This window comes from Xanthomonas cannabis (genome assembly GCF_040616535.1).
Taxonomy (GTDB): Bacteria; Pseudomonadota; Gammaproteobacteria; order Xanthomonadales; family Xanthomonadaceae; genus Xanthomonas; species Xanthomonas cannabis.
On record NZ_CP136580.1, the window covers coordinates 2,329,770 to 2,356,554 of the forward strand.

A 26,785-nucleotide genomic window follows, 5' to 3' on the forward strand; every position below is an offset into this window, starting at 1 on the left:
CCAGCGAGCAGGACCTTGCGTGCGTCGGCACGCTCAATTGGCCAGCTCGGTCTGCTCGCGGTCGATGCCGTACTTGCGCAGCTTTTCGACCAGCGTGGTGCGGCGCAGGCCCAGGAGTTGCGCTGCGTGGGCTACCACGCCCTGCGTACGTTCCAGCGCCTCGTTGATCAAGGCCAGTTCGATGTTGGCCATATGGCCGCGCAGGTCGATGCCGTCGTCGGGCAGGCTGGCGGCCGAGGCCGGTTCCGCATCGGCGGCCTTGGGCTGCAGCGTGACTACATTGCTCGGCAGTGCAGCCACGTCGGTGGGCGCGGCCACCAGTGCCGGCTCCGGCGGCAACTCGACCGGAATGGCCGAGGCGAAATCGCCGCGATAGCGCGCCGGCAGATCCTGCACGCGCACCAGCCCGCCCGGGTGCAGCACAGCCAGGCGCTCCACCAGGTTGGTCAGTTCGCGCACATTGCCGGGCCAGTCATAGCTGCGCAGCGCCTGCAGGGCTTCCTCGGCAAAGCGCACTTCGCCACGGCCGGTACGCGCCAGCTGCCCGGCAATCGTCTGCACCAGCATGGCCAGATCGTCCACGCGCTCGCGCAGCGCCGGCATCTCGATCGGGAACACGTTGAGACGGTAGAACAGGTCCTCACGGAACTGGCCGTCGCTGATGCGCGCTTCCAGGTTGCGGTGGGTGGCAGCGATCACGCGCACGTTGCAGCGGATGGTCTGGCCGCCGCCGACGCGCTCGAAGCTGCGCTCCTGCAGCACGCGCAGCAGCTTCACCTGCATCGGCAGGCTCATGTCGCCAATCTCGTCCAGCAGTAGGGTGCCGCCTTCGGCCATCTCGAAACGGCCCTTGCGCGCACTCAGTGCGCCGGTGAACGCGCCTTTCTCATGGCCGAAGAGTTCGCTTTCCAGCAGGTCCGGCGGGATCGCGCCGCAATTGATGGCGACAAACGGCCCATCACGGCGCGGCGAGTGCTGGTGGATGGCACGTGCCACTACCTCCTTGCCGGTACCGGACTCGCCCAGCACCAGAACGGTGGTGTCGAACGCGGCCACCTGGTCGATCAGCCGGCGCAGGCGGGTCACCGCCTCGCTGTTGCCGGTTGGCCCGGTGTCCTGTTGCACGCCGGCCTGATGCTCGGCATCCAGGCGCTTGAGGCTTGCGCGGCGCAGCAGGGCTTCCAGCTGCGCGTGCCGCAACGGGGTATCCAGCGCCCAGACATTGGCCTCGTGCAGGCCGTGGGTCTGCGCGAACGTGACCGGGCTGCCTTCCATCAGCAGCACCGGCGGCGGCAGCTTGGCATCGGCCAGCCAGTCGAAGAACTTGTCGGCCTGCGCCGCATCCTGCGCCGAACCCACCATCACCGCCATCCATTCGTCGTGGCGATGACGGCCAGGATTGATGTCGGCGCCGTCGGTGACCCAGCGGGGATTGAAGTCCATGAATTCGAGCAGCGACACGGTGCGCTCGGCGCGCACGGCGTCACTGTCGATCAGCAGAATGCGGGACTCACTCATTCCTGGCTCCTTCCGTCAGGCCCTCCAGGATTGGCATGACTTCCTGGATATAGGACAGCTTGCTGACAAAATTGTCAGCACCCGCGCGAAGAGCGTGTTCACGATGCTCGGCATCGTCGAAGTGGCTCGCGATGACAATATACGGCGGATCGTCCTGCGTCTTGATCAGACGCGTGGCCTGCAGCCCGCCCATTTCGGGCATCGCCAGGTCCATCAGCACGACGTTGGGGCGCAGCGACTCAGAGCGCTCGATCGCTTCCAGCCCATTGGCGGCACTGCCCACGATGTTGAGCCACTCCACTTTGCGAAAATGACGCATCGCAGCGTTGATGAAGCCCTCGTGGTCGTCGACCAGCAGCACGGTGAGTTTGCTCATAGTAATCCTTATCCTGCCCGGGCAAGCAGCGGTTTGTTGGTGCGGCGGCGCTCACGTGCCGGGGCGATGTCGAGTTGTTCGCGGTACTTGGCCACGGTGCGGCGCGCAATGTTAACGCCTTGCCGCGACAGCAAACCGGCAATGGCTTCGTCGGCCAGCGGCCGGCCGGCCGGCTCGCTTTCGATCAAGCGGCGCACCATTGCCTTGACTGCCTGGCCGGAGACGCTGGCGCCTTCCAGGCGCACAGCGAAGAAGTGTTTGAGTTCGAAGGTTCCGCGCGGCGTCTGCAGGTACTTGCCGGTGGTGATGCGCGAAATGGTCGATTCGTGCATGCCGATCTCGTCGGCGATTTCCTTCAGTGTGAGTGGCGCCATCGCTTCCTCGCCACGCGCCAGGAACGCGGCCTGGCGCTCGACGATGGCGCGCGTGGCGCGCAGCAGGGTTTCGTAGCGCATCGACAGCCCGCGGGTCAGCCAGCGTGCTTCCTGCAGCATGTCGCGCAGCGGCTGCCCGGCATCACCTGCGTCGGCCAGCGCGCGTTCGTGCACCGGGTTGATGCTGACGCGGTGGGTGGTGGCCGGATTGAGTGCCACGCGCCAGCTGCCATCGGCATGCCAGGCGAGCACGTCCGGGATCACGCTGGCGTTGCTTTCCTGCAGCAGGTCGTCGCCCGGGCGCGGTTGCAGCGACAGGATCAACCGCACCGCCTCGCGCGCGTCCTCCACTTCGGCATCGTGTGCGCGCGCCAGCACCGCGTAGTCGTGGCTCGCCAGCAGGTCCAGGTCGCCAGCCAGGATGCGTGCGGCCAGATGCCGTGCCGGGACGCGGCCGGGCAGGGCGGTCAACTGCGCCTGCAGGCATTCGCGCAGGTCGCAGGCCCCCAGGCCGGCGGGGTCGCCGTGCAGCAGGCGCTGGCGGACTGCTTCGACCGCCTCGACCGTCATCCCCAGACGGTTGGCGCCCAGCTGCTGAAGCGTCGCCAGCGCCTCGGTCAGATACCCGGCGTCGTCGGTCTGCTCCAGCCAGAACGCGGCGGCCCCCAATGCCGCTTCGTCCAGGTCCAGCGCCAGTTCGCGCAGGATGCGCACATGCGGGTCGGTGGACTCGCCGGCGGCCACGCGCTGCATGCGGTCGTCGTCACCGTCGTTCCAACTGCTGCTCTGCACGTCCCACATCGTGCTTTCCGGCAGCTCGTCGAACGCGGCGATATCGCTGGCGCCATCGTCGTTGGTGGTGGCCTCATCCCCGTGATCGGCCAACTCTTCCAACTCCAGCAACGGATTGGTTTCCAGGGCGCGCCGAATTTCCAGTTCCAACTGCATGCCGTCCAATTGCAACAGACGGATCGACTGCAGCAACTGCGGGGTGAGGTGCAGGTGCTGGCCAAGCTGGGCGGAAATGGTCGTCTTCATGGAAGCGCTTCCGATGGGCGCTGCACGCAGCAGCGATGGAACGCATCTTGCAGGAGAATGCGACGGGTTTCTAATCAGGGAGTCGTGTGAGGTGACTCATGATTTTCCTGACAGAGCGTCAGGAATCCCCTGACGTTTTCGGCGAGCTCGAGCGTGCTTGACGGAATTCCGTCACTGTTTTGGGCCGAAATGGCCCGGATGTCCCTTTCACCATCCTGACAGCCGGGCAAACGGCCTGCGGGAGTAGCTCAGACCAGCTCGTTATGGTGCTTGGCCGCCAGCAGCACCAGGTCGTTCGCACGCCGGCAGCCCAACGACTCCATCATGCGCGCGCGATGGGTTTCCACCGTCTTGACGCTGATGCCGAGGTCGGCGGCGATTTCCTTGTTGCTCTGTCCGCGGCCGATCTCGCGCAGGATCTCGCGCTGGCGCGGCGACAGGGCAGCGATGCCGACCGGTTTTTCGCGGCCCAGCATGGGCGCGATCATCTTCGAGGAGATCTGCGGGCTCAGAAATACCTGGCCGGCGGCGGCGGCACGCAGTGCCAGCTCCAGTTCGAGCGGTGCGGCGTCCTTGACCACGAAACCCACGGCGCCGCGATCGAGCGCATCGCGGACGTGCACCGGGTCGTCGTGCATCGACATCATCACCACATGCGTGCGCGGCGCGGCGCGTAACACATCGGTCATGGCATCCAGGCCGCTGCGGCCGGGCAGGGACAGGTCCATCAGCACCAGATCCGGGCGATGCAGGGATGTCATATCCAGGGCTTGTTGCGCGTTGCTGGCCTCACCGACGACATCAATGCCGGCGAAGGTTTGCAGCAGCCTGGACAGGCCTGCACGGACAAGGGTGTGATCGTCGACGATGATGACTCGCACGGCGCAGAAGGGACCTTTTTCGGTATAGGGCACCTTAGCTGACCCGGCGCCTGACGCCAACCATCGGGATCAGCGCTGGCGACGGGCGTCGGCGATCTGACGGCGATGCAAGCGAAACAGATGACGTTCCAGCGCGTCCTGCAGACCCGCCGACAGGGGCGCGAACCGCAGCCACAGCCACTGATCGTGACCATCGCTGGCGCTGGCCAGAACCTCGGCGGGAAGCTGTACCAGTTCAGGAATCCAGTCGGAGGGCTGCAGGCAAACGCTACCGACAGTGCCCGGAGGATGCGGAGTTGCGCAATTCAGGCGGATGCCGCGCACCGACCAGTGCACCAGGTTCTGGATCAGGCCGCTGTCGCCCTGGCGCACCAGGCGGCCGATCAGCGCCAGCATCAGATCGAGTTTGGCATCCATGCGCTGCACCAGCAGCGGCAGGTCGCCGCGGTCTTCGCTGGTCTCTTCGCTGCGCAGGTCTTCCACCTGGCCGAGGCTACGCAGCAGGGTCTCCGCGGCGCTGTGCGCGCCCGCATCGCCACCAGCACGGAAGCCGGCCGGCAGGCGCAGTTCGCAGCTGAGCGTGTCGGCAAACAGCTCGGCCTCGGCCGCTGGCGCGAGTATGCCGAGCGCGGACATCAGATCCGGCCGACCCGTGCGTAGGCGCGGCTGGCCGAGGACGAGGTGCGCTGTGCGCGGATCAGGTCCAGCAGCTTGCGCTGACGCTCGCGCATCATCCGCATCAGGTCCTGGTGCATCGTCAACAGCGTCTGCAGGGCCTCGCGGTCCTGGTCGACGTGCACGTGTTGCGCGTACTGGCGCAGGTGCAGGTCGTGTGCATCCAGCATGGGCGGCATGACTTCGAAGTCCTCGTTCGCCATGGCGATGCGGATGTCGGCCATTTCGGCCTGAAGGCTTTGCACGCTATGCATGGCAGGACTCACGAAACGGCGGAAAGGCCGCGTTGTTCGAGGGGAATGGAGTTCCACGCCGAATCGATTTCGCTGAGCAGATCCAGCGCTTCGGTCAACGCGGTGTCGTCGTTGTGCAGATTGGCTGCGGTCAGGCGCTGCATGACGTAGTCGTACAGGGCCGACAGGTTACCAGCGATCTCGCCGCCGGCTTCGTGATCGAGCGAACCGTTCAAGTGACCGACGATCGCGCAGGCCTCGCCAATGGCCTTGCCCTTGCGCGCCTGGTCGCCCTGCGCCAGGCAGGCCTGGGCCAGACGGATGCGCTGGCAGGCACCGGCAAACAGCAGCGACACCAGCTTGTGCGGGTCGGCTTCGGTCACGCTGGTGGACACGCCGACCTTGCGGTATTGCTCGGCGTACTGACGATTGGAACCGTACATGGATGACTCCTCAATGGGCTGACCTTCGCGGGTCCCGGAGCGCTGTGCTCCTGCGACGACGCTCCTGCCGGAAGGCAAGGCCGAAATCACGATAGGCCCTTCTTGTATCGGCAAGACCCTTGCAGGACTTGAGGATCTGCATCACGGAAATCAGCTTGTCAGCAGGCTGCTGAGCGAGCTGGTGCTGCCCTGCAACTTGCTGATCATGGTTTCCATCGCGGTGAACTGCGCGGTGTAGCGGTCGCTGAGTTTTTCCATGCGTGCATCGAGATCGTCCAGGTCCGATTCGTAGCCCTTGATGGTCTTGTTCAAGCTATCCGAACGCAGGGTCAGCGTGCCGTTTGTGACGTTGACGTTGCTGTCGAGCAGCTTTGTCAGGGTGCCGCCGAACTTGCTGTCCTTGCCGAACACCTCGGCCGCGGCGCCGCCGTCGGATGCGATGGCGGTGTCGAACTTGGCGCCGTCGAAACTCATCACCCCATCCTTGTCGATGGTCAGGCCAAGCGCCTTGAGTTCGTTGACGTTGCCGCTGACCTGGCCGCGTAGCTGTTGCTGCAGGCTGCGCACCAGCGAATCGCCGGTTAACGCCGAAGCGGTCTTGGTGGTGGCGTCGTAGCTGCTGCTTTTCGCCAGCAACGTGTTGGCGGTGTTGTAGGCCGCGGCGAAGGCAGTGAGGTTGCCTTTGAGGCCGCTGGTGTCGGCTGCCACGCCCAGGTTGAACTTGGTGCCTTCGGCCGCCTTGGTGAGGTTGAGCACCACGCCAGGCACGATGTCGGTGACAGTATTGGAGCTGGAGGTGCGCTCGAAGCCGTCCACGCGCACCAAAGCATCGGCCGCGGCCACGGTCTGGTTCAGCCCGCCGGTGACGCCGGGCCCGTAGGCGAGGCTGCTCAGGCTGGGGTCGCTGGCGCTGACGGTCAGCGCGCCCTTGGTGCCCGAATCCACTGCATTGAAGACCAGGTGCTGTCCATCGTTGGCGGTGACCACGCTGGCGGTGACGCCCTTGCCGCCGGCGGCCTTGTTGATGGCCGCAGCGATATCGGTGAGCTTGTCGGTGCCGCTGATATCCACGGTGACGCTCTTGTCGCCGTAGCCGATGGTCAGGGTGCCGCTACCCACGGTGGCATCGGCAGTGAATGCACCGGAAGCGAGTTTTTGCGAGGTCGCTAGCGACACCACTTCCACCGAATAATTGCCCGGCGCCGCCGAGCTGGTGGTGGTGGCGGTGAAGCCCGCATCGGTCGGCACCGTGGCCTTGTAGGCGTTGGTGTCGGCGCTGCTGACCACCTTGTCCAGCGCAGACTTGAGCGTGGTCATGCTGCTCTTGATCTGGCTGATCGCCGACAGCTGCGTCGTCGCAGCGGTGCCGGCCTTGTTGATACGCGCCTGCTCGGGGTCTTTCTGCCGGGACACCAGGGTGGACACCACGGTAGGGATGTCCAACCCGGAGGCGGAAGTGCTGATCACCGATGCCATGTTGCATTCCTCGTCTGGGCGTCCGAAACAGACGGACGCATGAGATTACGTGACGGGTATCGGCCGCATCCGCGAGGACTTTAGCGGCAGCGATGGATCGCGCTCACGCGATGCAGTGATGCAAGTTCCGTACCCGCACAGGCCCGGCGGCCGGCGTCAAAAACCCGTCCGGTCACTTCCCCAGGGCAGCGCCCACAAAAAAGCCCCTCCGAAGAGGGGCTTTGGACTGCTGCGGAGCGCTGCCGCATTGCTGCGGCAGATGACTGCAAGTTACTGCAGCAGGCTCAGCACGTTCTGCGGAACCGACTTGGCCTGGGCCAGCATCGCAGTACCGGCCTGCTGCAGGATCTGCGTGCGGGTCAGTTCGGCGGTTTCCTTGGCGTAGTCGGTGTCGCGGATACGGCTACGCGAGGCCGACAGGTTTTCGGAGGTTGCGCTCAGGTTGGCGATGGTGGAGGTGAAGCGGTTCTGCACCGCACCCATGTCGGCGCGCGAGGAGTTGACCGCGGTCAGCGCCTTGTCGACGATTTCCAGGGCCTTCTGCGAGCCGGAGAACGTGGAGATATCCAGGCTGGCCAGGGTCGAGGCGGTGGAGCCTGAAGCGGCCGAAGCGGTGGTGAGGCCGGCGCCGACGGTGATGCCGGTGGCGCTGGAAGTGCCGGCGGTCAGCGAGGTGAAGTCCTGGCCAGCCTTCAGCGATTCGATCTGCAACGTACCGTCGGTCTTGATCGAAGCGTACATGCCGGTCTGGTCGAGCTTGTCGTTGATCGCCGCAGCAACCTTCTTGTTCACGTCGGCAGCGGTGTCGCCGGAAGCGACCTTGACGTCGGCGATGGTGACGCTCTTCGCAGCGCCGCTGGCGTCATTGAAGGACAGGCTCATGCCGGAGACCGAACCCGACGCGGTGGCGGTGCCGGTCACGCCAGCGCCGGAGACGGCGGCAGCGAAGTTGGCCTTGCCCAGCGAATCGACGTTGGCGTCGACGATGCTGTTGATGCCGATGGTCTGGCCGGCGTCGGCGCCGACCTGGAACAGCGCGCCGGAGAAGTCGCCGTTCAACAGCTTGGTGCCGTTGAAGTTGGTCTGGTTAGCAACGCGGTCGATTTCAGCGGTGAGCTGCTTGACTTCCGAGTTCAGCGCGTCACGGTCGGTGGCCGAGTTGGTGGCGTTGGACGACTGCACCGACAGCTCGCGGATACGCTGCAGGTTGCTGCCGATTTCGACCATCGCGCCTTCGGCGGTCTGGGCCAGCGAGATGCCGTCGTTGGCGTTGCGCGAGGCAACGTCCAGGCCGCGGATCTGCGTGGTGAAGCGTTCGGAAATCGCCAGACCGGCGGCGTCGTCCTTGGCGCTGTTGATGCGCAGGCCGGACGACAGACGCTGGATGCTCGTCGACATGCTGGCGCTGCTGGTGTTGAGGTTACGCTGAGCGTTCAGCGACATTACGTTGGTGTTGATTACCTGTGCCATTTTGATTTCTCCTAAGCGATTTTTCCGGCAAGGGGGACTTGCCCGGAGCCTCCGCAGGGGGGCCATCAAGTTGGCCGTTGCCGCTGCTGAGATGAATAACGGCGTTGCGTCGGGAACCTTTAGCGAAATTCAGTATTTTTTTACTGTTTTTCTGCGTCAGGGCGAATTGCGTAAGCGTTGTGCAGCAAGGGGTTTGGTTTATTCGGCAGCACCCCGAAGATCTTTAGCGCTGGTATAAATTCCACAAAATAAACTCCGTCCGCCTGCACAAAGGCTCACGCGCAGGAGCGAAGTAAAACGCAGGTTTTCTGCTGCAAATCAGCGGATCAGGTTGAACAAGGACGAGGACTGCATCTGCTGAAAAATGGTCTGAGCGGCCTGCAGCGAGGCCTTCTCGAGTTGGTACTGCCCAATCGCCGAGGCGTAATCCAGATCGCGGATCGACGACAGGGTGGTCTTGAGCGTGACTTCGTTGGATTCGAGCAAGGAATTGGCATTGTCGATGGCCGACAACTGCGCGCCGCCCGAAGCGCGCGCATCGATCATCTTCGAGGACGCCTGCGCGATGTCGCGCATCGACGACTGCAGCGTATTGATCATGGCCGCCTTCTGCGGCTGTGTCAGCGTGTCGGAATTGAGGGCGCCGACCAGATCGTCGATGGTGGAAAACACGTCCTTGGTGCCGGACGCGCCGATCTGGAAACTGTCGCCCACCGCCGGTGCGCCGCTGATGCGCATGCGCACGCCGGCAGCGTTGATGTCCTGGCCATCCTTGTAGGTGCCGGTGCCGACCACCGCATTGGTGCTGTCGCGCACCTCGTAGGTATCGGCGGCGGTGAACTGCACGCTGTAGCTGCCGCCGTTCCAGCTGCCGGTGCTCGCATCGCGGCTGAAATCCAGCAGCAGCCCGGTGCCGGCATTGGCGGCATTGGCGTGCGCATCCACGGTGCCGTCGCCGGTGCGGATGCGCATGAAGATTTCGCTGCCGGGCAGGGTGTCGCTGACGAAGGTGTCCGGCGCCACTTCCACCTGCTTCTGGGTCTGGTCGCCGTTGTAGGCGACCCCGCCATTGCCCTTGATGAAGGGCGCGCTGCCGTCGGCGGTACCGCCGAACAGATAGCGCCCGGTGCCGTCGGTACTGTTGGCCAGGCTCACCATGCTGTCGCGCAGCGCGGTCAGCTCCGAGGCGATCGCCTTGCGATCGTCGGGGCTGAGCGAGGAGTTGTTGGCCTGCACCGCCAATTCGGTGACGCGCGCCATTTTGTCGCCGGCCTGCGCGAGCGCGTTTTCCTGCAGCCCGAGGCGGTTCTGCACGTTGTTGGCGTTCTCGCCGAAGCGGGTGATGGCGGCCAGCGCGCGATCCAGGCCGACGGCAGTGCCGGCGGCGACCGGATCGTCCTTGGCGGTGACCAGGCGTTGGCCGCTGGACAGCTGCGATTCGAGCTGGTTCAGCCGCGCCTGCTTGGCCCCCATCGAGGCGACCGACTGGCTGTACATCATGCTGGTGGAGATACGGTCGGTCATCAGCGTACGGCGCCCAGAATGGCTTGGAAGATGGTGTCTGCGGTGGAGATCATCTGTGCGGCGGCCTGGTAGGCCTGCTGCAGTTTCAGCATGTTGGCGGCTTCCTCATCGAGGTTGACGCCGGAAATCGAATCACGGCTGGCCTGCGCCTGGTCGTTGATGACCTTCTGCGCGTCCGAGGCGTAGCTGGCTGCGCGCGCCGCCGAGCCCACCGAGGTGGTCAGGCCCGACAGCGCGCCGTTGAGGGTGACCGTGCCGCTGCTGAGCGCCTTGGCATCGTCGATCTTGGCCAGCAACTTGGCATTGCCGTTGTCGCTGGAGCCGGCACTCATCGGGCCCACGCCGAAGGTGTCGCCGGCCTTGGGCGCACCGTCCAGCGCAAAGCTCCAGCCGTTGGCGCTGATGGTCTGGCCGGCGGTGTAGGCGAACGGGCCGGCGCCGTCGACGGTGTACTGGTTGGCATCGATGAACTCGATCGACGACGGGGCCAGCAGCGCGGGATTCTGCGCATTGGTGACCTTGACATCGCTGATCTTGCCGGTGCCCAGGTTGGCGACGGTGGCGGTGGCCTTGACCGGGGTGGCTGCCGCAATGCGCGAAGGGTCGGTGATGGCCACCGACAGGGTGCCGGCCAGCCCGGCGGTGGGCTGCAGCAGGAACTTGTCGCCGCTGGCCGGGGTGCCGCCGACCACCATGCTCACGCCCTTGAGCACCAGCGGATCGGCAGCGGTGCCGGTGCCGGTCATCGGCACGGCCGAGCCGGTGCTGGCGCTGGTAGCCTTCCACGCAGTGCCGTCGAAGCTGAGCGTGACGTCTTGCCCATCCACGGCCGACATGTTGCTGAAGCTTGCGCTCAGCGACGCGGTGCCGGTGTTCTTCGGGTTGGCGGCAGTGGTGGGTGCGCCGATGTTGAAAAAGTTGCCGCCCATCGCGCCATACAGGTCCATACCCTGGCTGTGGCCGGCGTTGAAGGTGCTGGCCATGCCGACGGCCAGGCGGCCCAGTTCGGCCTGGGTCGGTTCCAGCACGCTGCTGCGGAACTCCAGCAGGCCGCCGATCTGCCCGCCCAACGAATTGGCGCTGAGGCTGACGTTCTGGCCCTGGGTCTGCATCGCCACCTGCAGCTTGGTCGGCTGATACGGGTCGGCGACGGTGGTGAGCTTGGAGGACGTGGTACCGACCACCAGCGCCTGGCCGCCGGCGGTGAAAACGTTCATGAAGCCGCCGTCCTGGATCACCGCGGTACCGCCGGTGTAGCCCACCAGCTTGGTCACCAATGCGTCGCGCTGGTCGAGCATGTCGGGCGAGGCGCTGTCGATGCTGTTGCCGATGGCGCCGTTGATCTTGGCGATCTGCTGCGTCAAGCGATTGACTTCGTCCACCGAGGAGGTCAATCCGCTGTTGACCTCATTGCTCAGGCTGTCCATCTGCCCGTTGAGCTGCTTGAAGCGCGTCGCCAGCGAGTTGCCGCTGTCGAGCATGCTCTGGCGCTCGGCAGTGGAGGAGGCATTGGACGACACCGCGCTGGTGGAGTCGAAGAAGTTCGACCACAGCCCGGCCACGTTGGTGGCGGTGTTGGAATACAGCGCGTCCACGCGATTGGACAGCGAGGACAGCTGCTGCAGGCGCGAGAGCTCGCCGCCGCTGTCGAGCAGGCGCGAAATGGCCAGCTGGTCCGCCACGCGGCCCACGTCGGTGATCTTGGCGCCATTGCCCACGAACGCGTAGCCCATGTCGGTGGGCGTGCGCGTTGCAAATTCCACACGTTGGCGGCTATAGCCTTCGGTATTGATGTTGGCGACGTTATGGCTAACGGTCGACAACGCCCGTTGGAAGGCGATGAGCGCGCTGGTCCCGGTGGACATGATGGACATGAGCGTTTACCTCAACGACGGATGGTGCCAAGCCCGGCAGGCTCGGCGGTGCTGGCATAACGGTTGGACAGATCGGCCGCCGCGTTGCCGATGGCGGCCACCGCTCGGTCGATGGTCGGGCCGTTGGCGATCGCTGCGATCTTGGCGGCGTAGCCCGGATCGGTGGCGTACCCGGCCTGTTGCAAGCCGCGTGCAAAACCCTTGATGTCGGTGCCGGCCTGCAGTGCGCCCTGGTAGCGGCTGTTGTTCTTCAGCAGGCGCACATAGTCGGCAAAGCTTTCCTCGGCCGAGCCGTAGGCGCGGAAATCCGCGGTTTCGGTGGTTTTGACGCCGTTGACGTATTCGTGGGTGCCGGTGGTGACCTTGTTGCCGCTCCAGCCGGTGGCCTTGATGCCGAACAGGTTGTTGGAATCGCCGCCATTGCCGATGCCGCGCCGGCCCCAGCCGGTCTCCAGCGCCGCCTGCGCCACCAGCGCGCGCGGGTCCACGCCGAGTTCGCGCGCGGCCTTCTGCGCATGCGTCCAGATCTTGGCGACGAAACCTTCCGGAGTGCGCTCGCCCAGGCTGGCAGCGGCGCTGCTGGCGGCGCTGGCGTTGACGGCGGCATTGGCGTCGGCCGCGTCGCTGGCGACCACGTCGGCCCAGCGGTCGTTGGCCGACGGCCAGCTCAGTGCGGCCGCGTCGTCGCCGCCGGATTCGCCACCACCGGTGCGCCCGGCAATCAGGTCCAGCACCTGGCTCATGCCGACGCCGCCCAGCGCACCTGCGCCGAGCTTGGCCGCCGCGCCCAGGGTCGCGCCGACGCCGCTGGCGGCGCCATCGCGGGCGGGCAGCGGCAACGAGGCATCGCGCTTGCCGGCAACCAGCGAGTAGGCCTTGGCTGCCTCGGCGGTGCTCAGCGAGGTGTTCAACGCCGGACCGCCGGTGTCGCCACTCAGCTGCTTGGAGATCATCGCCGACAGGCCCAGCCCCTTGCCCTCGGTCAGCGCCTTGGCCATCTGCTGGTCGTACATTTCGCGGAACATCTGGTTTTCGCCCGGAAACATCGGGTCGCCAGAGCTCGCATCGCGCATGCTCTTGACCAGCATCTGCGCGAACTGGCCTTCGAGCTGACGGGAGACCTTGTCGATCTTTGCCGGATCGGCCTTGGTGCTCGGGTTGAGATCAATGGGCGAGGCTGCGATACGCATGTCAGATCACCTCCAGCTCCGCCGTCAGCGCGCCAGCCTGCTTCAGGGCTTCCAGGATGGCGACCAGGTCGCCGGGCGCCGCGCCCACTTCGTTGACCGCGCGGACGATCTGATCGAGCGTGGTGCCGCCTTCGAACTTGAACATGCGGCTGCCTTCGGAGGTGGCCGTGATGGTCGACTGCTGGGTCACCGCAGTGCGGCCGCCGCTGAAGGCGCCCGGCTGGCTGACGTTGGTGTTTTCGCTGATGGTCACGGTGAGCGAGCCATGCGCGATGGCGGCCGGCATCACCCGCACCAGCTGGCCGATGACCACGGTGCCGGTACGCGCATTGACCACCACCTTGGCCGGTGCATCGCCAGGGGAGAGTTCGACATTTTCCAGCCGCGACAGCAGGCCGATGCGCGCGCCCGGGTCTGTCGGCGAGCGCACCGCCACGGTCACGCCATCCACCGCACGTGCGGTGCCGGCGCCGAAGCTGCTGTCGATCGCCGCGACCATGCGCGAGACGGTGGTGAAGTCGTTCTGATGCAAGTTGAGGGTGATCTCGCCGCTGCCGGCAAATACGTCCGGCAAGGCGCGCTCGACGATGGCGCCGTTGGGAATGCGGCCGACGCTGGGAATATTGACCGAGACGCGTGAGCCGTCCTTGCCCTGGGCGCCGAAGCCGCCGACCACCAGGTTGCCCTGTGCCATGGCATAGACCTGGCCATCGGCGCCCTTTAGCGGTGCCATCAGCAGCGAGCCGCCACGCAGCGACACCGCGTTGGCGATCGAGGACACGGTGATGTCGATCGGCTGGCCGGGCTTGGCGAACGGCGGCAATTCGGCGTGGATGGCCACGGCCGCGACGTTTTTCAGCTGCGGGTTGACGTTCGCCGGAACATTGACGCCCAGCTCGCCGAGCAGGTTCTTCAGGCTCTGCACGGTGAAGGGCGCCTGGCTGGTGCGGTCGCCGCTGCCGTCCAGGCCGACCACCAGGCCGTAACCGACCAGCGCATTGCCGCGCACGCCGCCGACCTGGGCAAGATCCTTGATGCGCTCGGCGCTGGCCGGTGCGGCGATTGCGCACAGCGCAACGGCGGCAGCGAGCAGACGGAAGGGCAGGGAAGACAGATTCATGGTCGCAGGCTCAGTAGGGCGACAGACGGGAATTGAAGAAGCGGCTCAGCCAGCCCATCGCGTTGGATTGGGCGATGGCACCGCGGCCGCCGTAGGCGATGCGGGCATCGGCCACCTTGCTCGAGGGCACGGTGTTGTCCGGAGAGATGTCGGCGGCGCGCACGATGCCCTGCACCTGCACCAGCTCGTCGCCCTGGGTCAGGCGCAGCTGCTTCTGCCCCTGGATCACCAGGTTGCCGTTGGGCAGGCGCTGCATCACGGTGACGGTGACGCTGCCCTGCATGCGGTTGCTCTGCGCGGTGTTGCCCTTGCCGTCGAAACTGCGATCGCCGCTGGTGGAATTGCGCAGCACGTCGGTGCCGTTGACGGTGAGCGGCACGCCGAGCAGCGTGGGGGTGCTCATGTCCACGCTGTCGGACTTGCTGACGGTGGTGTTGGCGGTGGACGAGGCGGTGGTGTTTTCGATCAGGTTCACCGTCAGCAGGTCACCGACATCGCGGGCGCGGCGGTCGCCATACAGATTCAGGCTCGGGCCGGCAGCGTAGATCGCACCGGCGGTGGGCTGCGCCACCGGCGCGACCACCGGCACGATCGGCGCCATCGCCGCAAACGGCCGCACATCGCCGGCGGCCACGCAGCCACCCAGCAGCGCGCTGCAGGCGATGGCCAAGCACAGAGAGGAGAGGGAAGGCAGGCGGGACATGGCGTAAGTTCCTGAGAGGGCGGTGAGCGGCGAGCCGATCAGACGTTGTTGTTCAAGTAACCGAGCATGGAGTCGGTGGTGGAAATGGCCTTGGCATTCATTTCGTAGGCGCGCTGCGTCTCGATCATGCTCACCAGCTCTTCCACCGTATTGACGTTGCTGCCTTCCAGCGCGCCCTGCACGGTGTTGCCCAGGCCATTGAGGCCGGGGGTGCCGTTCTGCGCGGGGCCGGAGGCGGTGGTTTCGACGAACAGGTTCTCGCCCTTGGACTGCAGGCCCGAGGGGTTGATGAAGTCGGTGAGCGTCAGCGCGCCGATTTCCTGCGCGGCGGCCTGGCCGGCCAGGGTGACGCTGATGGTGCCGTCGTTGCCGATGGTCAGCGACTGCGCGCCTTCCGGCACCTGGATGCCCGGCTGCAGCGGGTAGCCGCTGTTGGTGACCAGCTCGCCCTGCGCATTGATCTGGAAAGTGCCGTCGCGGGTGTAGGCGGAGGTGCCGTCGGGCATCTGCACTTCGAAGAAGCCGCGGCCGTTGACCATCACGTCGAGGGCGCGGCCGGTCTGCTGCTGGCTGCCCTGGTCGAAGCCCTTGAAGGTGGACACCACGCGCACGCCGGTACCCAGCTGCAGGCCGGTCGGCAGCTGCGTCTGCGCGGAGGTCGAGCCGCCCGGCGCACGCACTTGTTGATACAGCAGGTCTTCGAACGCGGCACGGTCGCGCTTGAAGCCGGTGGTATTGGTATTGGCCAGGTTGTTGGAAATGACCGACATGCGCGTCTGCTGCGCATCCAGCCCGGTTTTGGCGACCCACAAAGCCTGATTCATGACCCGATTCCTCGTTAGACCCGGGGATGTGTTCCGGGTACGGGTGGGTATATGCACGTGGCGTGCCAAAGTGGCGCCGGATTTCTGCCGGGTGTGTGCGGGATCACGCGGGCTGGCTACGCGGGAGCCTGTGCTGCGTTAGCCCCGCTTTTTGGATGTAGCAAAAATCCAAGGCTAAAGCTGAGTCGGTCGAGGGCGCGATGCCCTCACCGCTCGCGGGACACGCCGTAAACCCGTCCATGGGGGCTCCGTGGCGGCATCCATGCCGCCAAGGGTCCCGCAATCGGCGAGGGCACCGCGCCAGACAGTTTGCTGGTGGCCCACCCAAAGCGGGCGAATCAATGCTCGATCAGTTCGCAGCTCTGGTCGCTTGTTTGGGCGTTCGATTGGCACTCGATGCGCGCAAACCGACGGGATGAGCAAATGGCGATCAACAAAGCACTTTGAGCACTGCTCTCATACGGGCACCCACAATCTTCACTGGTCCTTGCCCGCTCACCCTCCCGGAACCTTACGCGGCATGGATGCCGCGGAAGAGCCTCCATGGACGGATTCACGGCGTGTCCCGGGAGGGTGAGCAGGCAAGGGCCCTCCAGCCAAGTCACGGACTAGCTGCCCTGCAGCCGTGCCGCAGATCAGTCGCTCTGTAACGAAGCCCCGGATTTTTTGGTATGCCGAACGCGGGCGCCAACCACGCCTTGCGGTTGCCAGCGGCGGGCTTGGCGAAAAAGTGGCAAGCCCGCCGGCGACGATACAGGCGGCCCGCGCCGCTCTTAGCCGCTCACCCGCAGCAGCGAATTGGCCGATTGTGCGTTGTCGTCGCCGTTCTTGATGATCTTGACCTGCATTTCGAACTGCCGCTGCAGCTGGATCATCTCCACCAGCGCGCCGGCGGCGTCCACGTTGCTGCCTTCCAGCATGCCGCTGTTGATGGTCTTGCCGGTCGCTACCGCAAATGCCTGCGCCGGGTCGGTGCTGGTATTGCGCATCAGCCCGTCCGGGCGCCGCGTCAAACGATCGGCGGGCGCATCGACGACCTTCATCTTGCCGACGATGGCCATGGTCTGCGGGCCTTCGCCCTGCGGAATGATGGAAATGCTGCCGTCGCTACCGATTTCCATCGCCTGGTGCGGCGGAATCGTCATCGGGTTGCCGCCTTCATCCAGCACGGCGTGCCCATTGGCGGTGACCAGCTGGCCATTGGCGGTGAGCGCCAGTTCGCCGTTGCGGGTGTAGGCCTCGCTGCCGTCGGGCGACTGCACGGCCAGCCAGCGGTCCTGCTGCAGCGACACGTCCAGCGGGTTGCCGGTGACCTTCTGATGGCCCTGGCTGCGATCGAAGCCCTGGTCCACATGCAGCGCATCGATCCGCGACGGATACCCCTTGCCCTGGATCTTGAACGCCTCGGTATTGGCCAGCGCGGCCTTGAACCCCACCGTATCGACGTTGGCGAGATTGTGCGACACGGTGCTCTGCGCCTGCAGGGAGGCGCGGGCACCGGTCATCGCAACGTAGAGGGCTTTATCCATGGGAATTCCTTAAGGGCCGGGACCGGGGACCCGGGACTCGGGACCCGGAAGAGCAAGAGCGACGAAGCATCGGCTTTTGCTTTTCCGAGTCCCGGGTCCCGAGTCCCGGGTCCCGAATGTCATTAACGAATATTGATGATCGTCTGGGTGACCTGATCCTGGGTCGAGATCATCTGCGAGTTGGCCTGGAAGTTGCGCTGGGCCACGATCATGTTCACCAGCTGCTCGGTCAGGTCCACGGTGGAGGCCTCCAGCGAGCCGGATTCGATCTGGCCCAGGTCCGAGGTGTCCGGGGCGCCCACGCGGGCGGCGCCGGAGGTGTAGCTTTCGGCCCACATGTTGTTGCCCTGCGACTGCAGGCCCTGCGGATTGACGAAGCTGGCCAGAGACACCTGGCCCAGCGGCTTGTCGGCGCCGTTGGAGTAACGCGCAAACACCACGCCGCTGGTGTCGATGCTGATCTCGTTGAGCTTGCCGCTGGCGTAGCCGTCCTGGCGGGTGTCGCGCAGCGCGAAGGCTTCGCCGTACTGGGTGGAGCCGCTGACATTGAGCTGCATGTTCAGCACGCCGGCGCCGGTGCTCGGGGTGAACGGGTCCATCGCGATGATGCCGTTGGCCGGGGTGGTCAACGCGCCGGTGTCGGAGAACTGCAGGGTGGTCGGCGCGCCAACTGCGGCGCCGTCCACGTAGTTGTGTACCTGCCACTCGTTCGGGTTGGCGGTCTTGACGAAATAGGAAGTCTGCACGTGGCTGACGCCCAGCGAGTCGTAGACGTTGATGCCGCCAGTGGAGTGGCTATAGGTCTTGTCGTCGGCCGGGCTGAACGGGGTCACCGTCGGTGCGGTGGCGTTGCCGGGCAGGGTGAAGGCCAGGTTGACCGTGGAGGTGGATTTGGGCGGGCTGTCGGTGGTCAGCAGCTGCAGGTCCGACAGGCGGCCCACGTCGAAACCGTTGCCGCTCGGGTTGGGCGCGAACACCTGCAGGCGTGCACCCTGCGGGTTGACTACATAGCCGTTGGCGTCGGTCTGGAAGTTGCCGGCGCGGGTGTACATCTTGGCGCCATTGGACGACACGGTGAAGAAGCCTTCGCCGGAGACCGCCAGGTCCAGGCTCCGCCCGGTCGGGTCGATATTGCCCTGCGAGAACTGCTGCGCCACGTTGCTGACGCGCACGCCCGAACCCACCGCATTACGCGACAGGCCGTAGCTGGTGCTCTGGAACATGTCTGCAAACTCGGCGCGCGACTCCTTGAACCCGGTCGTGTTGACGTTGGCGATGTTGTTGGAAGTAACGTTCAGATCGGCATTGGCTGCGTTGATGCCGGACAACGAGGTATTGAAAGCCATGGATGAGTTCCTTTAAGTGTCGGTTGCCGGCTCAGCTGACGCGGAGCACGTTGGCGAGCGGGGAGGTGCCAAGCCCCGTCAGGTTGAGATACAGGCCGTCCGAGCCGATCGTGACGCTGTCCACCGGCGCATCGACGTAGGTGGATAATTTGCTTTTGGAGCCGGCGGTGTCGGTCTGGGTCGCGGTGATGCCGTACTTGCCCGCGGCCATGCGGTTGCCGTTGGCATCGGTGCCGTCCCAGGCGAACGACACCTCACCGGCGGCGCTGGCCGGCACGCTGAGCTGCTTGACGAACGCGCCGTTGGCATCGGTGATTTCGAAGTTGACGGTGCCGGCCGAGGTCGCAGCGACCACGCCCTTGGCCGAGCCGGTGGCGTCGATCGCCACCTGCGCGGAGGGCACCAGCACGTTGTGGCCGACCAGCGCCGCGCCCTTGAGCACCTGATCGCTGTTCATCGAGGTGGTGAAATTGCCGACCTTGGTATTGAGGTCGCCGATGCCCTGCACGGTGGAGAACTGCGCCAACTGGCCCAGAAACGCGCTGTTTTCCATCGGTTTGAGCGGGTCCTGGTGCTGCAGCTGCTCGGTCATCAATTTGAGGAAGTCGGCCTGGCCGAGTGCTTCTTCCTTCTTGGCGACGGTGCTGCCGGTGCTCAGGCCGAGACTTTTGTAGAGATCGCTACCGATCGTGCTCATCTGGAGTGTTCCGTTAGGGAATGGCTAGGACGGGTCAGCGACCCATGGTCAGGGTTGCGAGCGCCAGTTCCTTGGCGGTATTGAGCATTTCCACGCCGGCCTGGTAATTGCGCGAGGCGGAAATCATGTTGACCATCTGCGAGACCGGGTCCACGTCGGGCGAGAACACGTAACCGTCGGCATCGGCCAGCGGATGGCCGGGCTCGTAGCGACGGATCGGCGGCGCATTGGTGGTGGTGATCTCCTTGACGTTGACCGAGGTCAGGCTCGGGTCCTGACGGCTCTGCTGGGCCTGGAAGATCGGCTCGATCGGCTTGTAGGTCGCTTCGGCCGAGCCCGCGACAGAGTCCGCATTGGCAAGGTTGGAGGCGATGGTGCTCAGGCGTACCGACTGCGCATGCAGCGCCGAGCCGGCCACATCGAAGATGGGAAGGTTGCTCATGACTTATTGGCCCGTGATCGCGGTGAGCATCGAGCGCACCTTGGATTCGAGGAAGCTCAGCGACGCGCGGTATTCCAGCGCGGCGCGGCCGTAGGCGGCGCGTTCGGCATCGGGATCGACGGTATTGCCGTCGAGGCTGGGCTGATCGGATTCGCGGGTGATCTGGAAGGGGTTGAGCCCGGCCGCGCCGCCCACTTCATAGTGCTTGGCATCGGTGGCCTGCATCAGGCCGCCATCCTGCACGCCCTGGGCCGACTTCAGCGCCGCTTCGAAGTTGAGATCCTTGGCCTTGTAACCAGGGGTGTCCACATTGCTCAGATTGCTGGCAATGAGCTTCATGCGCTGCTCGCGCAGCGCCAACGCGTCGCCGTGGACGCCGAGGAATGAAGAGAAGGGACTGGACACGGTGCTCTCCCGCGAGTGTTGCAAGGGAGGAAGCAATGTTTGTGCCAAACCGGGATGGTATGGGCGCCGAACTGGCAAACACATCCGCAGTGCCCGACGGACGGTCTTGGAGCGGCTAACAAACCTCGCGAGCATCCGTCAGATAGATGCAGCTGTCGCACTGACGATCGGAGTGCACGCGTGGTACAGGCCGATTCGAGCACCGGCCGCGCTCGCCTGGCAGCTGCGCAGTGGATCTGTCAGCTGCGCTTGGCTGCCATCACCAGACGTGCTGCTGCACGGTTAAGGGCTGCCACTGGCTGTGCAACTTGCAGGCCAACCAGGATTGTCTGGTAGGAATTAGCTCAGCGCAGCGTGTGATCAGCTGCGGCGACGCCTTTTCAAGGCGTGTGCTTGCGTACGGCAACCACTGTATTCCCAGGTCTTTCGGAAGTGGGGGCTGGCCGTCACCCGTAGGGTGGAACGGCCGCACAATTGGATCAGGCCGCTTCGGCGACCACTTTCAGGCGGGCCAGCACGTAATCGGCCAGCTCATGTGCGCTGTACTTGGCCACGAAGGCATTGGCGCCCACCTGCTCGACCATGGCGTTGTTGAACACGCCCGACAGCGAGGTGTGCAGCAGCACATACAGGCCCTGCAGGCCCGGCGTGCGCCGGATTTCCGTCGTCAGTGTGTAGCCGTCCATGGCCGGCATTTCGATATCGGAGATCACCATGGCGTAGCGGTCGGCCGGGTTTTCGCCGGATGCGGCCACCTGCAGCAGGTGATCCAATGCCTGGCGGCCGTCCGAGAGCAGGGTGGCCGAGACGCCCAGCTGGTCGAGCACGCTGCGGATCTGCTGGCGCGCCACGCGCGAATCGTCCACCACCAGCACCTGGAACTGGCGGTCGTAGGCCACCAGCTGCAGCGATGGGTCCAGCTGCACGTCCTTGCTGACCTTGGCGATGTCGGCCAGGACGCTTTCCACGTCGATGACCTGGATCAGTTCGCCCTGGAAGCGCGTCACGGCCGTCAAATAAGTGGCTTCGGCGCCCAGTTCCGGTGGCGGGTGGATGTCTTCCACCGCGATATTGACGATGCGCTCCACGCCGCTGACCAGGAAACCCTGGACCGAGCGGTTGAACTCGGCCACCACCAGGTAGCCAGGCCCGTTCTCGGAGTGCGAATCGCGCTCCGGGTGGCCGATGGCCAGGCCCAAGTCCAGCACCGGCACCGAGCGCCCGCGCACGTCGGCCACGCCGGCGAACTCGGTTGGCAGGCCCGGTACCTGGAACAGCTCCGGCCGGCGCAGCACTTCCTGCACCTTGAAGACGTTGACGCCAAAAAGCTGGCGTCCACCCAGCCTAAACAGCAGCAGCGCCAGTCGATTGTGGCCAGCCAGTCGGGTGCGCTGGTCGATGCGGTTGAGCAGATCGTGGGTCATGGGGCAGATATCGACAGCGCCCCTGGGAAACTTGAGGGCTTTGTGGTTGGTCGGGGGGCGCTGTCGGGATTGGGGATTGGGGAGTCGGGATTCGTAACAGCGGGCAATGGAGACGGAACGGTCTAGGGGGCGGGGGCCATTTAAGGACTGGCCTAGAGATTGATTGAAGCCCACTGCATGGGCAGCAGCGATCAAACCTGCCTGTGGTAGCGCACCGCAATGCCACTAGGCCGGCAGCGCCTCGCACCGGTAAAGCCGGCAACAGCCCGCTCTGACGAATCCCGAATCCCAACTCCCCAATCCCTGCCAAAACAGGCACACCTCTTGCACAGTCTTCCGGGTCTTCCTCCGGATCTGGTCCCATGCGCCCGCTCCTGCTTGTCATCTTGTTGGCTGCCGCTCCGGCCTGGGCCCAGAGCTATCAGTCTGTCGATTCCATTCGTGCGGCGGCGCTGGCCACTGTTGGCCCGGACGCGGAGGCCGAGGCCACGCTCGATCCGGGTCTGCGCATGCCGGCCTGCCCGATCGCGCTGCAGGCCCAGCCCACCGGTACCAATACGGTGGAAGTGGCCTGCCCGCAGCCCGCTGGCTGGCGCCTGTTCGTGCCGCTGAAGGTGCGCCGCAACCAGGATGTGCTGGTGTTGCGCCGCGGCATCAGCGCTGGAGAAACCATCTCGCTAGCCGATATCAGTATCGAGAAGCGTGACGCCGCCCGCATCGCCGGCGCAGTGCTGGCCGACCCGGTGGCCGCGGTGGGCAAGTCGGCCCGCCGCATCCTGCCGGCCGGTTCGTTGCTCTCGTCCAACGATCTGGTGACGCAGCGGCTGGTGCGCCGCGGCGACACCGTCCCGCTGGTGTCGCGCAACGGTGGCCTGGAAGTACGCATGAGCGGTCGCGCGCTGTCCGATGCCGGCGAAAACGAGCGGGTGTCGGTAGAGAATTCCTCGTCGCGGCGAGTGGTGCAGGGCATTGTCGAAGCGAGCGGAACCGTTGTGGTCTCCAGGTAAAAATTTTCTATAAAGTTTTTTTTCTGGGTGCCGTTATCCCCTACGACCTGTAGAGGAGTTCCTGACATGACCCAGAAAATCGAAGGTAATCTACCGACCGCTGCCACCCTTCGCACCGCGGCCACGAGCAGCAAGATCGCTTCGGCTGGCGAAGATCGCGCGTCCCCGGTTGCCGCAACCCCGCCGACCGACAGCGTCAAGCTGACCGGCGAGGCCACCAATCTGCAGAACCTGCAGCGCGAGCTTTCGCAGTCCTCGGCGATCGACACCGGTCGCGTCCAGGCGGTGAAAGAGGCGTTGCAGAACGGCAGCTACTCCATCAACCCGGATGCCATCGCCAGCCGCATGATGGATCTGAATCAGCAACTGGCGGGTTGATTCCCGACTGAAAGGATGAACGTGAACGAGTTCCTGCAACGTCTCAGCAATGCGCTGGCCGGCGAACGCCAGGCATTACTCGAGAACGACATCGATGGCTTGATGCGACACACGCAGGACAAGCTGTCGGCACTGCGCTCGCTCGAAGCGGCAATGCCCGAAGGCGAAGAAGAGCGCCTGCGTGAGCTGGCCGAAGCCAACCGCGCCAATGGCGCGCTGCTGGCACGCCGGCGCCGTGAAGTGAACTGGGCACTGCGTCACCTGGGCCGCACCGAGAGTGCGCCGTCGTATGACGCAAAGGGCCAATCCAACGTGCTGCGCGGCGGACGTTCGCTGGCCGTTGCCTGAGTTGCCCGCGCTGCGCCAACCGCGCGCCGGCCGCTGCTGATGGTCGGCCGCAGGCCAGGGTGCGTGCACGCCCTGCAGGTCTGCCGCCGGTAAAACCGGCACATCGGCCGTGCACGCTTGCCAACTTCGCAACCCGCGACGTGTGCGCACCGCCGCCTATGTGCGTTGATCGTGATGGCACGCATCGCATGCCTACCTGTCGCCAGGCAGCGCCATCCGGATCGCATCTCGAGCACGCCGGATGACACCTCGCACCCATCTGCATGACCACCACGCCCCCTGTTTTGGTCGCCGCTCTAAGACCAAGCGACGATATGGCGTGCCAAGGGTTCGGCGTATATTGAGGTGTCCCTGCTGCCGCCTCGTCCCGTGACCGCCAAGTTCTTTCTCAATCAAGCATTGTTGCCGTCCTCGACCACGCTGCGCGCCTTCGGCGATCAGATGCTCGAAGGCGTGTTGCTGTTCCGCGCTGACGGGCAGCTGATCCTGGCCAACGCCATCGCGCGCCAGAGCCTGTGCAAGGAAGACCCGGCCGACGATCGCAATCTCGGCGAGCGCATTTCGCAGGTATTGCCGTCGGATGCGCTCAACCAGGCGCGCAGCAAGGGCAGCTGGACCGGCAGCCTGCCGGTGGCCGAGCGCGTGGTCATTGCGCATCTGTATTACAACGAAGAGCAGGGCATCGGCCATTTTCTTGCGTTGTTCCATAACATCGAAGGCCAGCAGGACTACGAGCGCGAGCTGCAACAACGCCATGCCGAGCTGCGCCAGGCCTACATGCGCTTGAACGGTGCGCAGGACAAACTGCTGCAGTCCGAAAAAATGGCCTCCATCGGTCAGCTGGCCGCCGGCGTGGCGCACGAGATCAACAATCCGATCGGCTACGTGCACTCCAATCTCGGCAGCCTGCAGGAATACCTGCGCAGCCTGTTCACCCTGATCGAAGCCTACGAGCGCGCGCTGCAGGCGCCGGACCCGAAAGCGCTGATCCCGGAAATCGACGAGATCCGCAACCGTGCCGACATCGACTTCATCAGCCGAGATCTGCCGCAGCTGATGGCCGAGTCGCGCGAAGGCATCGAGCGGGTGACCCGCATCGTGCGCGACCTCAAGGACTTCTCGTACTCGGACCGGTCCGAGTCGTGGAAGATGGTGGACCTGCACGCCGGCCTCGAATCCACGATCAACATCATCTGGAACGAGCTCAAGTACAAGGTCACCCTGGAGCGCAATTACGCCGAGCTGCCGCTGGTGGAATGCCTGCCGTCCGAGCTCAACCAGGTGTACATGAACATGCTGCTCAACGCCGGCCAGGCCATCGTCGAGCGCGGCACGATCACCGTCACCACCGGCCGCGATGAAGCGGAGAACGTCTGGATCCAGTTCCAGGACAGCGGCGCCGGCATTGCACCGGATCTGCTGCAGCGCATCTTCGACCCGTTCTTCACCACCAAACCGGTGGGCAGCGGCACCGGCCTGGGGTTGTCGATTTCCTACGGCATCATCAACAAGCACCACGGCCGCATCGACGTGGAAAGCACGCCGGGGCAGGGCGCCAGTTTCCGGATCGTGTTGCCGATCCGGCAGCCGAAGTAGCTAACGCGCCGGGATTGGTTATTCGGGATTGGGGATTCGCAGTAGCGCTGAAGCGCTGGGATTAGGGATTCGGGATTCGCAGAAGCGGCTGTTGCTATTGCTGATCGCCAATGGGCTATTTGAAGCAATCGCACAGCACTCCGCTTCTAACCAATCCCGAATCCCTAATCCCTACTCCCGGCCATTCCGCAGCTCGTCATGCGTGCGGAACGCCTGGCGGATGTGCTCGCGCAGTTCGTCGTCGTTCCAGGGTTTGGTCAGGAAGCGGTAGATCGCGCCGCGGTTGATCGCCTCGGTCACCGTGGCCAGGTCGGTGTAGCCGGACAGTACCAGGCGCACGGTGTCGGGGTAGAGCATCTTGACCCGGCCCAGGAACTCGGTTCCGCTCATGTCGCTCATGCGCTGGTCTGACAGGATCACCTGCACGTCGTTGGTGGCGAGCAGGTCGAAGGCGTCGCGTACGTTGCCGGCGGCCAGGATGCGGTAGCCGTCGCGGCGGAACAGCCGCACCAGCGAACGCAGGACGTTTTCTTCGTCGTCCAGCAGCAGCAAGGTGCGGTCCGGGCGGCTTTCGGCAAACGATTCCGGGCGGAGATACCGGCGGCGCAGCGCCATGCCTGCAGACTCGGCCGACATCGGCTCGCCGAACAGATAGCCCTGGAAGATGTCGCAGTCGTTGCGGCGCAAGAAGCCCAGCTGCGCTTGCGACTCCACGCCATTGGCGATCACCGTCATGCCCAGCTGGTGGCCCATCGCAATGATCGCGCGTGCAATCGCCGCCTCGCGGCTGCCAGCCGGCGCGCTCTTGATGAAGCTGCGGTCGATCTTCAGCCGGTCCACCGGATAGCGCACCAGCGCGCTGAGGCTGGAATCGCCGGTGCCGAAGTTGTCCAGGCTCAGGCTGATGCCTTCGTTGCGCAGGTTGGCCATCGTCTCGTGGACGAAGTTGACGTTGTTGGTCAACGCACTTTCGTTGATCTCCAGCGTCACGAACTGCGCCGGCACGCCGGCGGTCTGCAGCATGGCCATCACTTCGTTGAAGAAGCCCGGGCGCAGCAGCTGCAGCGTGGAGACGTTGACCGCGATGCTGAAATCGTCAAAGCCCTGGTCGCGCCACAGCCGCGCCTGGCGCACCGCGTTCTGCAGTACCCATTCGCCGATCTGCACGATCACGCCCAGGCGCTCGGCGGTGCGCATGAAGCGCTCCGGCACGAGCATGCCCAGGGTCGGGGATTGCCAACGCAGCAGCGCTTCCATGCCCACGATGCGGCCATCGCGTGCGCTGACCAGCGGCTGGTAGCGCAGCCGCAACTCGCCGTGCGGGATGGCATCGACGATCTGCCGCGCGATGATGCTTTCGCTATGCGCGTTGGTGGCCGAATTGCGCGTGTACAGCCGCACCGTATTGCCACCTTCGCGCGCGGCCTGATAACTGGCTTCCTCGGCGTAGTCGAGCAGGGTGGACAGCGAGGTCGAATGTTCCGGACACAGGCTGATCCCGACCTTGCCGGTCATGAACAAGGTGTACGGCAATACCGACAACGGCAGCTCCAGCTGCTGACGGATCTCTTCGGCAAAATCTTCCGGCAACGGCGTGTCGTCGCGGCGTACCGCCACGATGACCATCTCGTCGCTACCGTGCCGCCACAGCTTGCCGCGGCTGCCGAGGAACTCCTGCAGCCGGCGCGCGGCCAGCGTCAGCGCCTGATCGCCGACCTCGCCACTCATGTTCTCGTTGATCGACGCGAAGTGATCGATATCGACGTGGAAGATCATCAACGGCTGGCCACCGGAAGCGGCAGCGTCGACCAGGTGCAGCAGTTCGGGATTGCCTGCGCCCAGGCGTGTCGGTTTGACGATTTCCAATCCGGGCGGGATCACAGGGCTCCACATG

Annotated in this window: 26 protein-coding genes; 4 read left to right on the plus strand and 22 right to left on the minus strand. The window is 65.0% G+C overall.

What is annotated here, in order from left to right:
* Positions 1 to 33: 33 nt before the first annotated feature.
* The 21 genes from RZV17_RS09920 to RZV17_RS10020 form a co-directional block, all read right to left on the minus strand.
* The gene (locus tag RZV17_RS09920; RefSeq protein WP_166748551.1) at positions 34 to 1,518 is read right to left on the minus strand and encodes a sigma-54 dependent transcriptional regulator; all 1,485 of its coding nucleotides are present in this window, start codon (positions 1,516 to 1,518) and stop codon (positions 34 to 36) included.
* Positions 1,511 to 1,894 carry a response regulator transcription factor gene (locus tag RZV17_RS09925; protein ID WP_005997154.1) on the minus strand — a complete coding sequence of 128 codons (384 nt, stop codon included), beginning with the start codon at positions 1,892 to 1,894 and terminating at the stop codon, positions 1,511 to 1,513. Before RZV17_RS09925 ends, RZV17_RS09920 begins: the two co-directional genes overlap by 8 nt.
* Before the next feature lie 8 nt (positions 1,895 to 1,902).
* Positions 1,903 to 3,306: an RNA polymerase factor sigma-54 gene (rpoN, locus tag RZV17_RS09930; RefSeq protein WP_355609015.1), complete on the minus strand. Its 1,404-nt coding sequence runs from the start codon at positions 3,304 to 3,306 to the stop codon at positions 1,903 to 1,905.
* A gap of 248 nt (positions 3,307 to 3,554) precedes the next feature.
* Entirely contained in the window at positions 3,555 to 4,187 is a 633-nt protein-coding gene (locus RZV17_RS09935; RefSeq protein ID WP_003482986.1) for a response regulator transcription factor, read from the minus strand.
* 69 nt (positions 4,188 to 4,256) lie between these two features.
* Positions 4,257 to 4,823, minus strand: a complete 567-nt coding sequence (locus RZV17_RS09940; protein WP_355609018.1) for a PilZ domain-containing protein — start codon at positions 4,821 to 4,823, stop codon at positions 4,257 to 4,259.
* On the minus strand, positions 4,823 to 5,116 hold the full coding sequence (locus RZV17_RS09945; RefSeq protein WP_104580607.1) for a hypothetical protein: 294 nt from the start codon (positions 5,114 to 5,116) through the stop codon (positions 4,823 to 4,825). The genes RZV17_RS09940 and RZV17_RS09945 overlap by 1 nt, the downstream gene beginning before the upstream one ends.
* Positions 5,117 to 5,124: 8 nt before the next feature.
* Positions 5,125 to 5,538 (minus strand): flagellar export chaperone FliS, encoded by a 414-nt coding sequence (fliS, locus tag RZV17_RS09950; RefSeq protein WP_047696154.1) that lies wholly within the window; start codon positions 5,536 to 5,538, stop codon positions 5,125 to 5,127.
* Between the two features lie 150 nt (positions 5,539 to 5,688).
* A complete protein-coding gene (gene fliD / locus RZV17_RS09955) occupies positions 5,689 to 7,014 on the minus strand; it encodes a flagellar filament capping protein FliD (protein WP_355609021.1) in 1,326 nt (441 codons plus the stop codon).
* Positions 7,015 to 7,284: 270 nt separating this feature from the next.
* Entirely contained in the window at positions 7,285 to 8,484 is a 1,200-nt protein-coding gene (locus tag RZV17_RS09960; RefSeq protein ID WP_047696158.1) for a flagellin, read from the minus strand.
* Positions 8,485 to 8,802: 318 nt separating this feature from the next.
* On the minus strand, positions 8,803 to 10,008 hold the full coding sequence (gene flgL / locus RZV17_RS09965; protein ID WP_166744994.1) for a flagellar hook-associated protein FlgL: 1,206 nt from the start codon (positions 10,006 to 10,008) through the stop codon (positions 8,803 to 8,805).
* A complete protein-coding gene (gene flgK / locus RZV17_RS09970) occupies positions 10,008 to 11,882 on the minus strand; it encodes a flagellar hook-associated protein FlgK (protein WP_104580611.1) in 1,875 nt (624 codons plus the stop codon). Before flgK ends, flgL begins: the two co-directional genes overlap by 1 nt.
* An 11-nt stretch (positions 11,883 to 11,893) precedes the next feature.
* Entirely contained in the window at positions 11,894 to 13,072 is a 1,179-nt protein-coding gene (locus RZV17_RS09975) for a flagellar assembly peptidoglycan hydrolase FlgJ (RefSeq protein ID WP_355609026.1), read from the minus strand.
* A 1-nt stretch (position 13,073) separates the two neighbouring features.
* Positions 13,074 to 14,192 carry a flagellar basal body P-ring protein FlgI gene (locus RZV17_RS09980; protein WP_355609028.1) on the minus strand — a complete coding sequence of 373 codons (1,119 nt, stop codon included), beginning with the start codon at positions 14,190 to 14,192 and terminating at the stop codon, positions 13,074 to 13,076.
* A gap of 10 nt (positions 14,193 to 14,202) precedes the next feature.
* Positions 14,203 to 14,895 (minus strand): flagellar basal body L-ring protein FlgH, encoded by a 693-nt coding sequence (flgH, locus tag RZV17_RS09985; RefSeq protein WP_047696166.1) that lies wholly within the window; start codon positions 14,893 to 14,895, stop codon positions 14,203 to 14,205.
* 38 nt (positions 14,896 to 14,933) lie between these two features.
* Positions 14,934 to 15,719, minus strand: a complete 786-nt coding sequence (flgG, locus tag RZV17_RS09990) for a flagellar basal-body rod protein FlgG (RefSeq protein WP_047696168.1) — start codon at positions 15,717 to 15,719, stop codon at positions 14,934 to 14,936.
* Between the two features lie 773 nt (positions 15,720 to 16,492).
* Complete coding sequence (gene flgF, locus RZV17_RS09995; RefSeq protein WP_019300290.1) at positions 16,493 to 17,248, minus strand: flagellar basal-body rod protein FlgF; 756 nt, start codon at positions 17,246 to 17,248, stop codon at positions 16,493 to 16,495.
* Between the two features lie 122 nt (positions 17,249 to 17,370).
* On the minus strand, positions 17,371 to 18,594 hold the full coding sequence (flgE, locus tag RZV17_RS10000; RefSeq protein WP_047696172.1) for a flagellar hook protein FlgE: 1,224 nt from the start codon (positions 18,592 to 18,594) through the stop codon (positions 17,371 to 17,373).
* Between the two features lie 31 nt (positions 18,595 to 18,625).
* Positions 18,626 to 19,291, minus strand: a complete 666-nt coding sequence (locus RZV17_RS10005) for a flagellar hook capping FlgD N-terminal domain-containing protein (protein ID WP_039564604.1) — start codon at positions 19,289 to 19,291, stop codon at positions 18,626 to 18,628.
* A 34-nt stretch (positions 19,292 to 19,325) separates the two neighbouring features.
* Complete coding sequence (gene flgC / locus RZV17_RS10010; protein WP_005914451.1) at positions 19,326 to 19,733, minus strand: flagellar basal body rod protein FlgC; 408 nt, start codon at positions 19,731 to 19,733, stop codon at positions 19,326 to 19,328.
* 3 nt (positions 19,734 to 19,736) lie between these two features.
* A complete protein-coding gene (gene flgB, locus RZV17_RS10015; RefSeq protein WP_039415202.1) occupies positions 19,737 to 20,138 on the minus strand; it encodes a flagellar basal body rod protein FlgB in 402 nt (133 codons plus the stop codon).
* Positions 20,139 to 20,617: 479 nt separating this feature from the next.
* A complete protein-coding gene (locus RZV17_RS10020) occupies positions 20,618 to 21,562 on the minus strand; it encodes a chemotaxis protein CheV (protein ID WP_003482947.1) in 945 nt (314 codons plus the stop codon).
* Between the two features lie 362 nt (positions 21,563 to 21,924).
* Here RZV17_RS10020 and flgA point away from each other — a divergent pair, with 362 nt between their 5' ends.
* The 4 genes from flgA (at position 21,925) to RZV17_RS10040 (ending at position 24,891) form a co-directional block, all read left to right on the plus strand.
* Positions 21,925 to 22,569, plus strand: coding sequence for a flagellar basal body P-ring formation chaperone FlgA (gene flgA, locus RZV17_RS10025; RefSeq protein WP_355609031.1), 645 nt, complete (start codon positions 21,925 to 21,927; stop codon positions 22,567 to 22,569).
* A gap of 66 nt (positions 22,570 to 22,635) precedes the next feature.
* A complete protein-coding gene (gene flgM / locus RZV17_RS10030) occupies positions 22,636 to 22,947 on the plus strand; it encodes a flagellar biosynthesis anti-sigma factor FlgM (RefSeq protein ID WP_039403903.1) in 312 nt (103 codons plus the stop codon).
* Between the two features lie 15 nt (positions 22,948 to 22,962).
* The gene (locus RZV17_RS10035; RefSeq protein ID WP_047695196.1) at positions 22,963 to 23,295 is read left to right on the plus strand and encodes a flagella protein; all 333 of its coding nucleotides are present in this window, start codon (positions 22,963 to 22,965) and stop codon (positions 23,293 to 23,295) included.
* A 369-nt stretch (positions 23,296 to 23,664) separates the two neighbouring features.
* Entirely contained in the window at positions 23,665 to 24,891 is a 1,227-nt protein-coding gene (locus tag RZV17_RS10040) for an ATP-binding protein (protein WP_047695195.1), read from the plus strand.
* A 171-nt stretch (positions 24,892 to 25,062) separates the two neighbouring features.
* Here RZV17_RS10040 and RZV17_RS10045 read toward each other — a convergent pair whose 3' ends face one another.
* Complete coding sequence (locus RZV17_RS10045) at positions 25,063 to 26,784, minus strand: EAL domain-containing protein (protein WP_039403898.1); 1,722 nt, start codon at positions 26,782 to 26,784, stop codon at positions 25,063 to 25,065.
* Position 26,785: the final 1 nt, after the last annotated feature.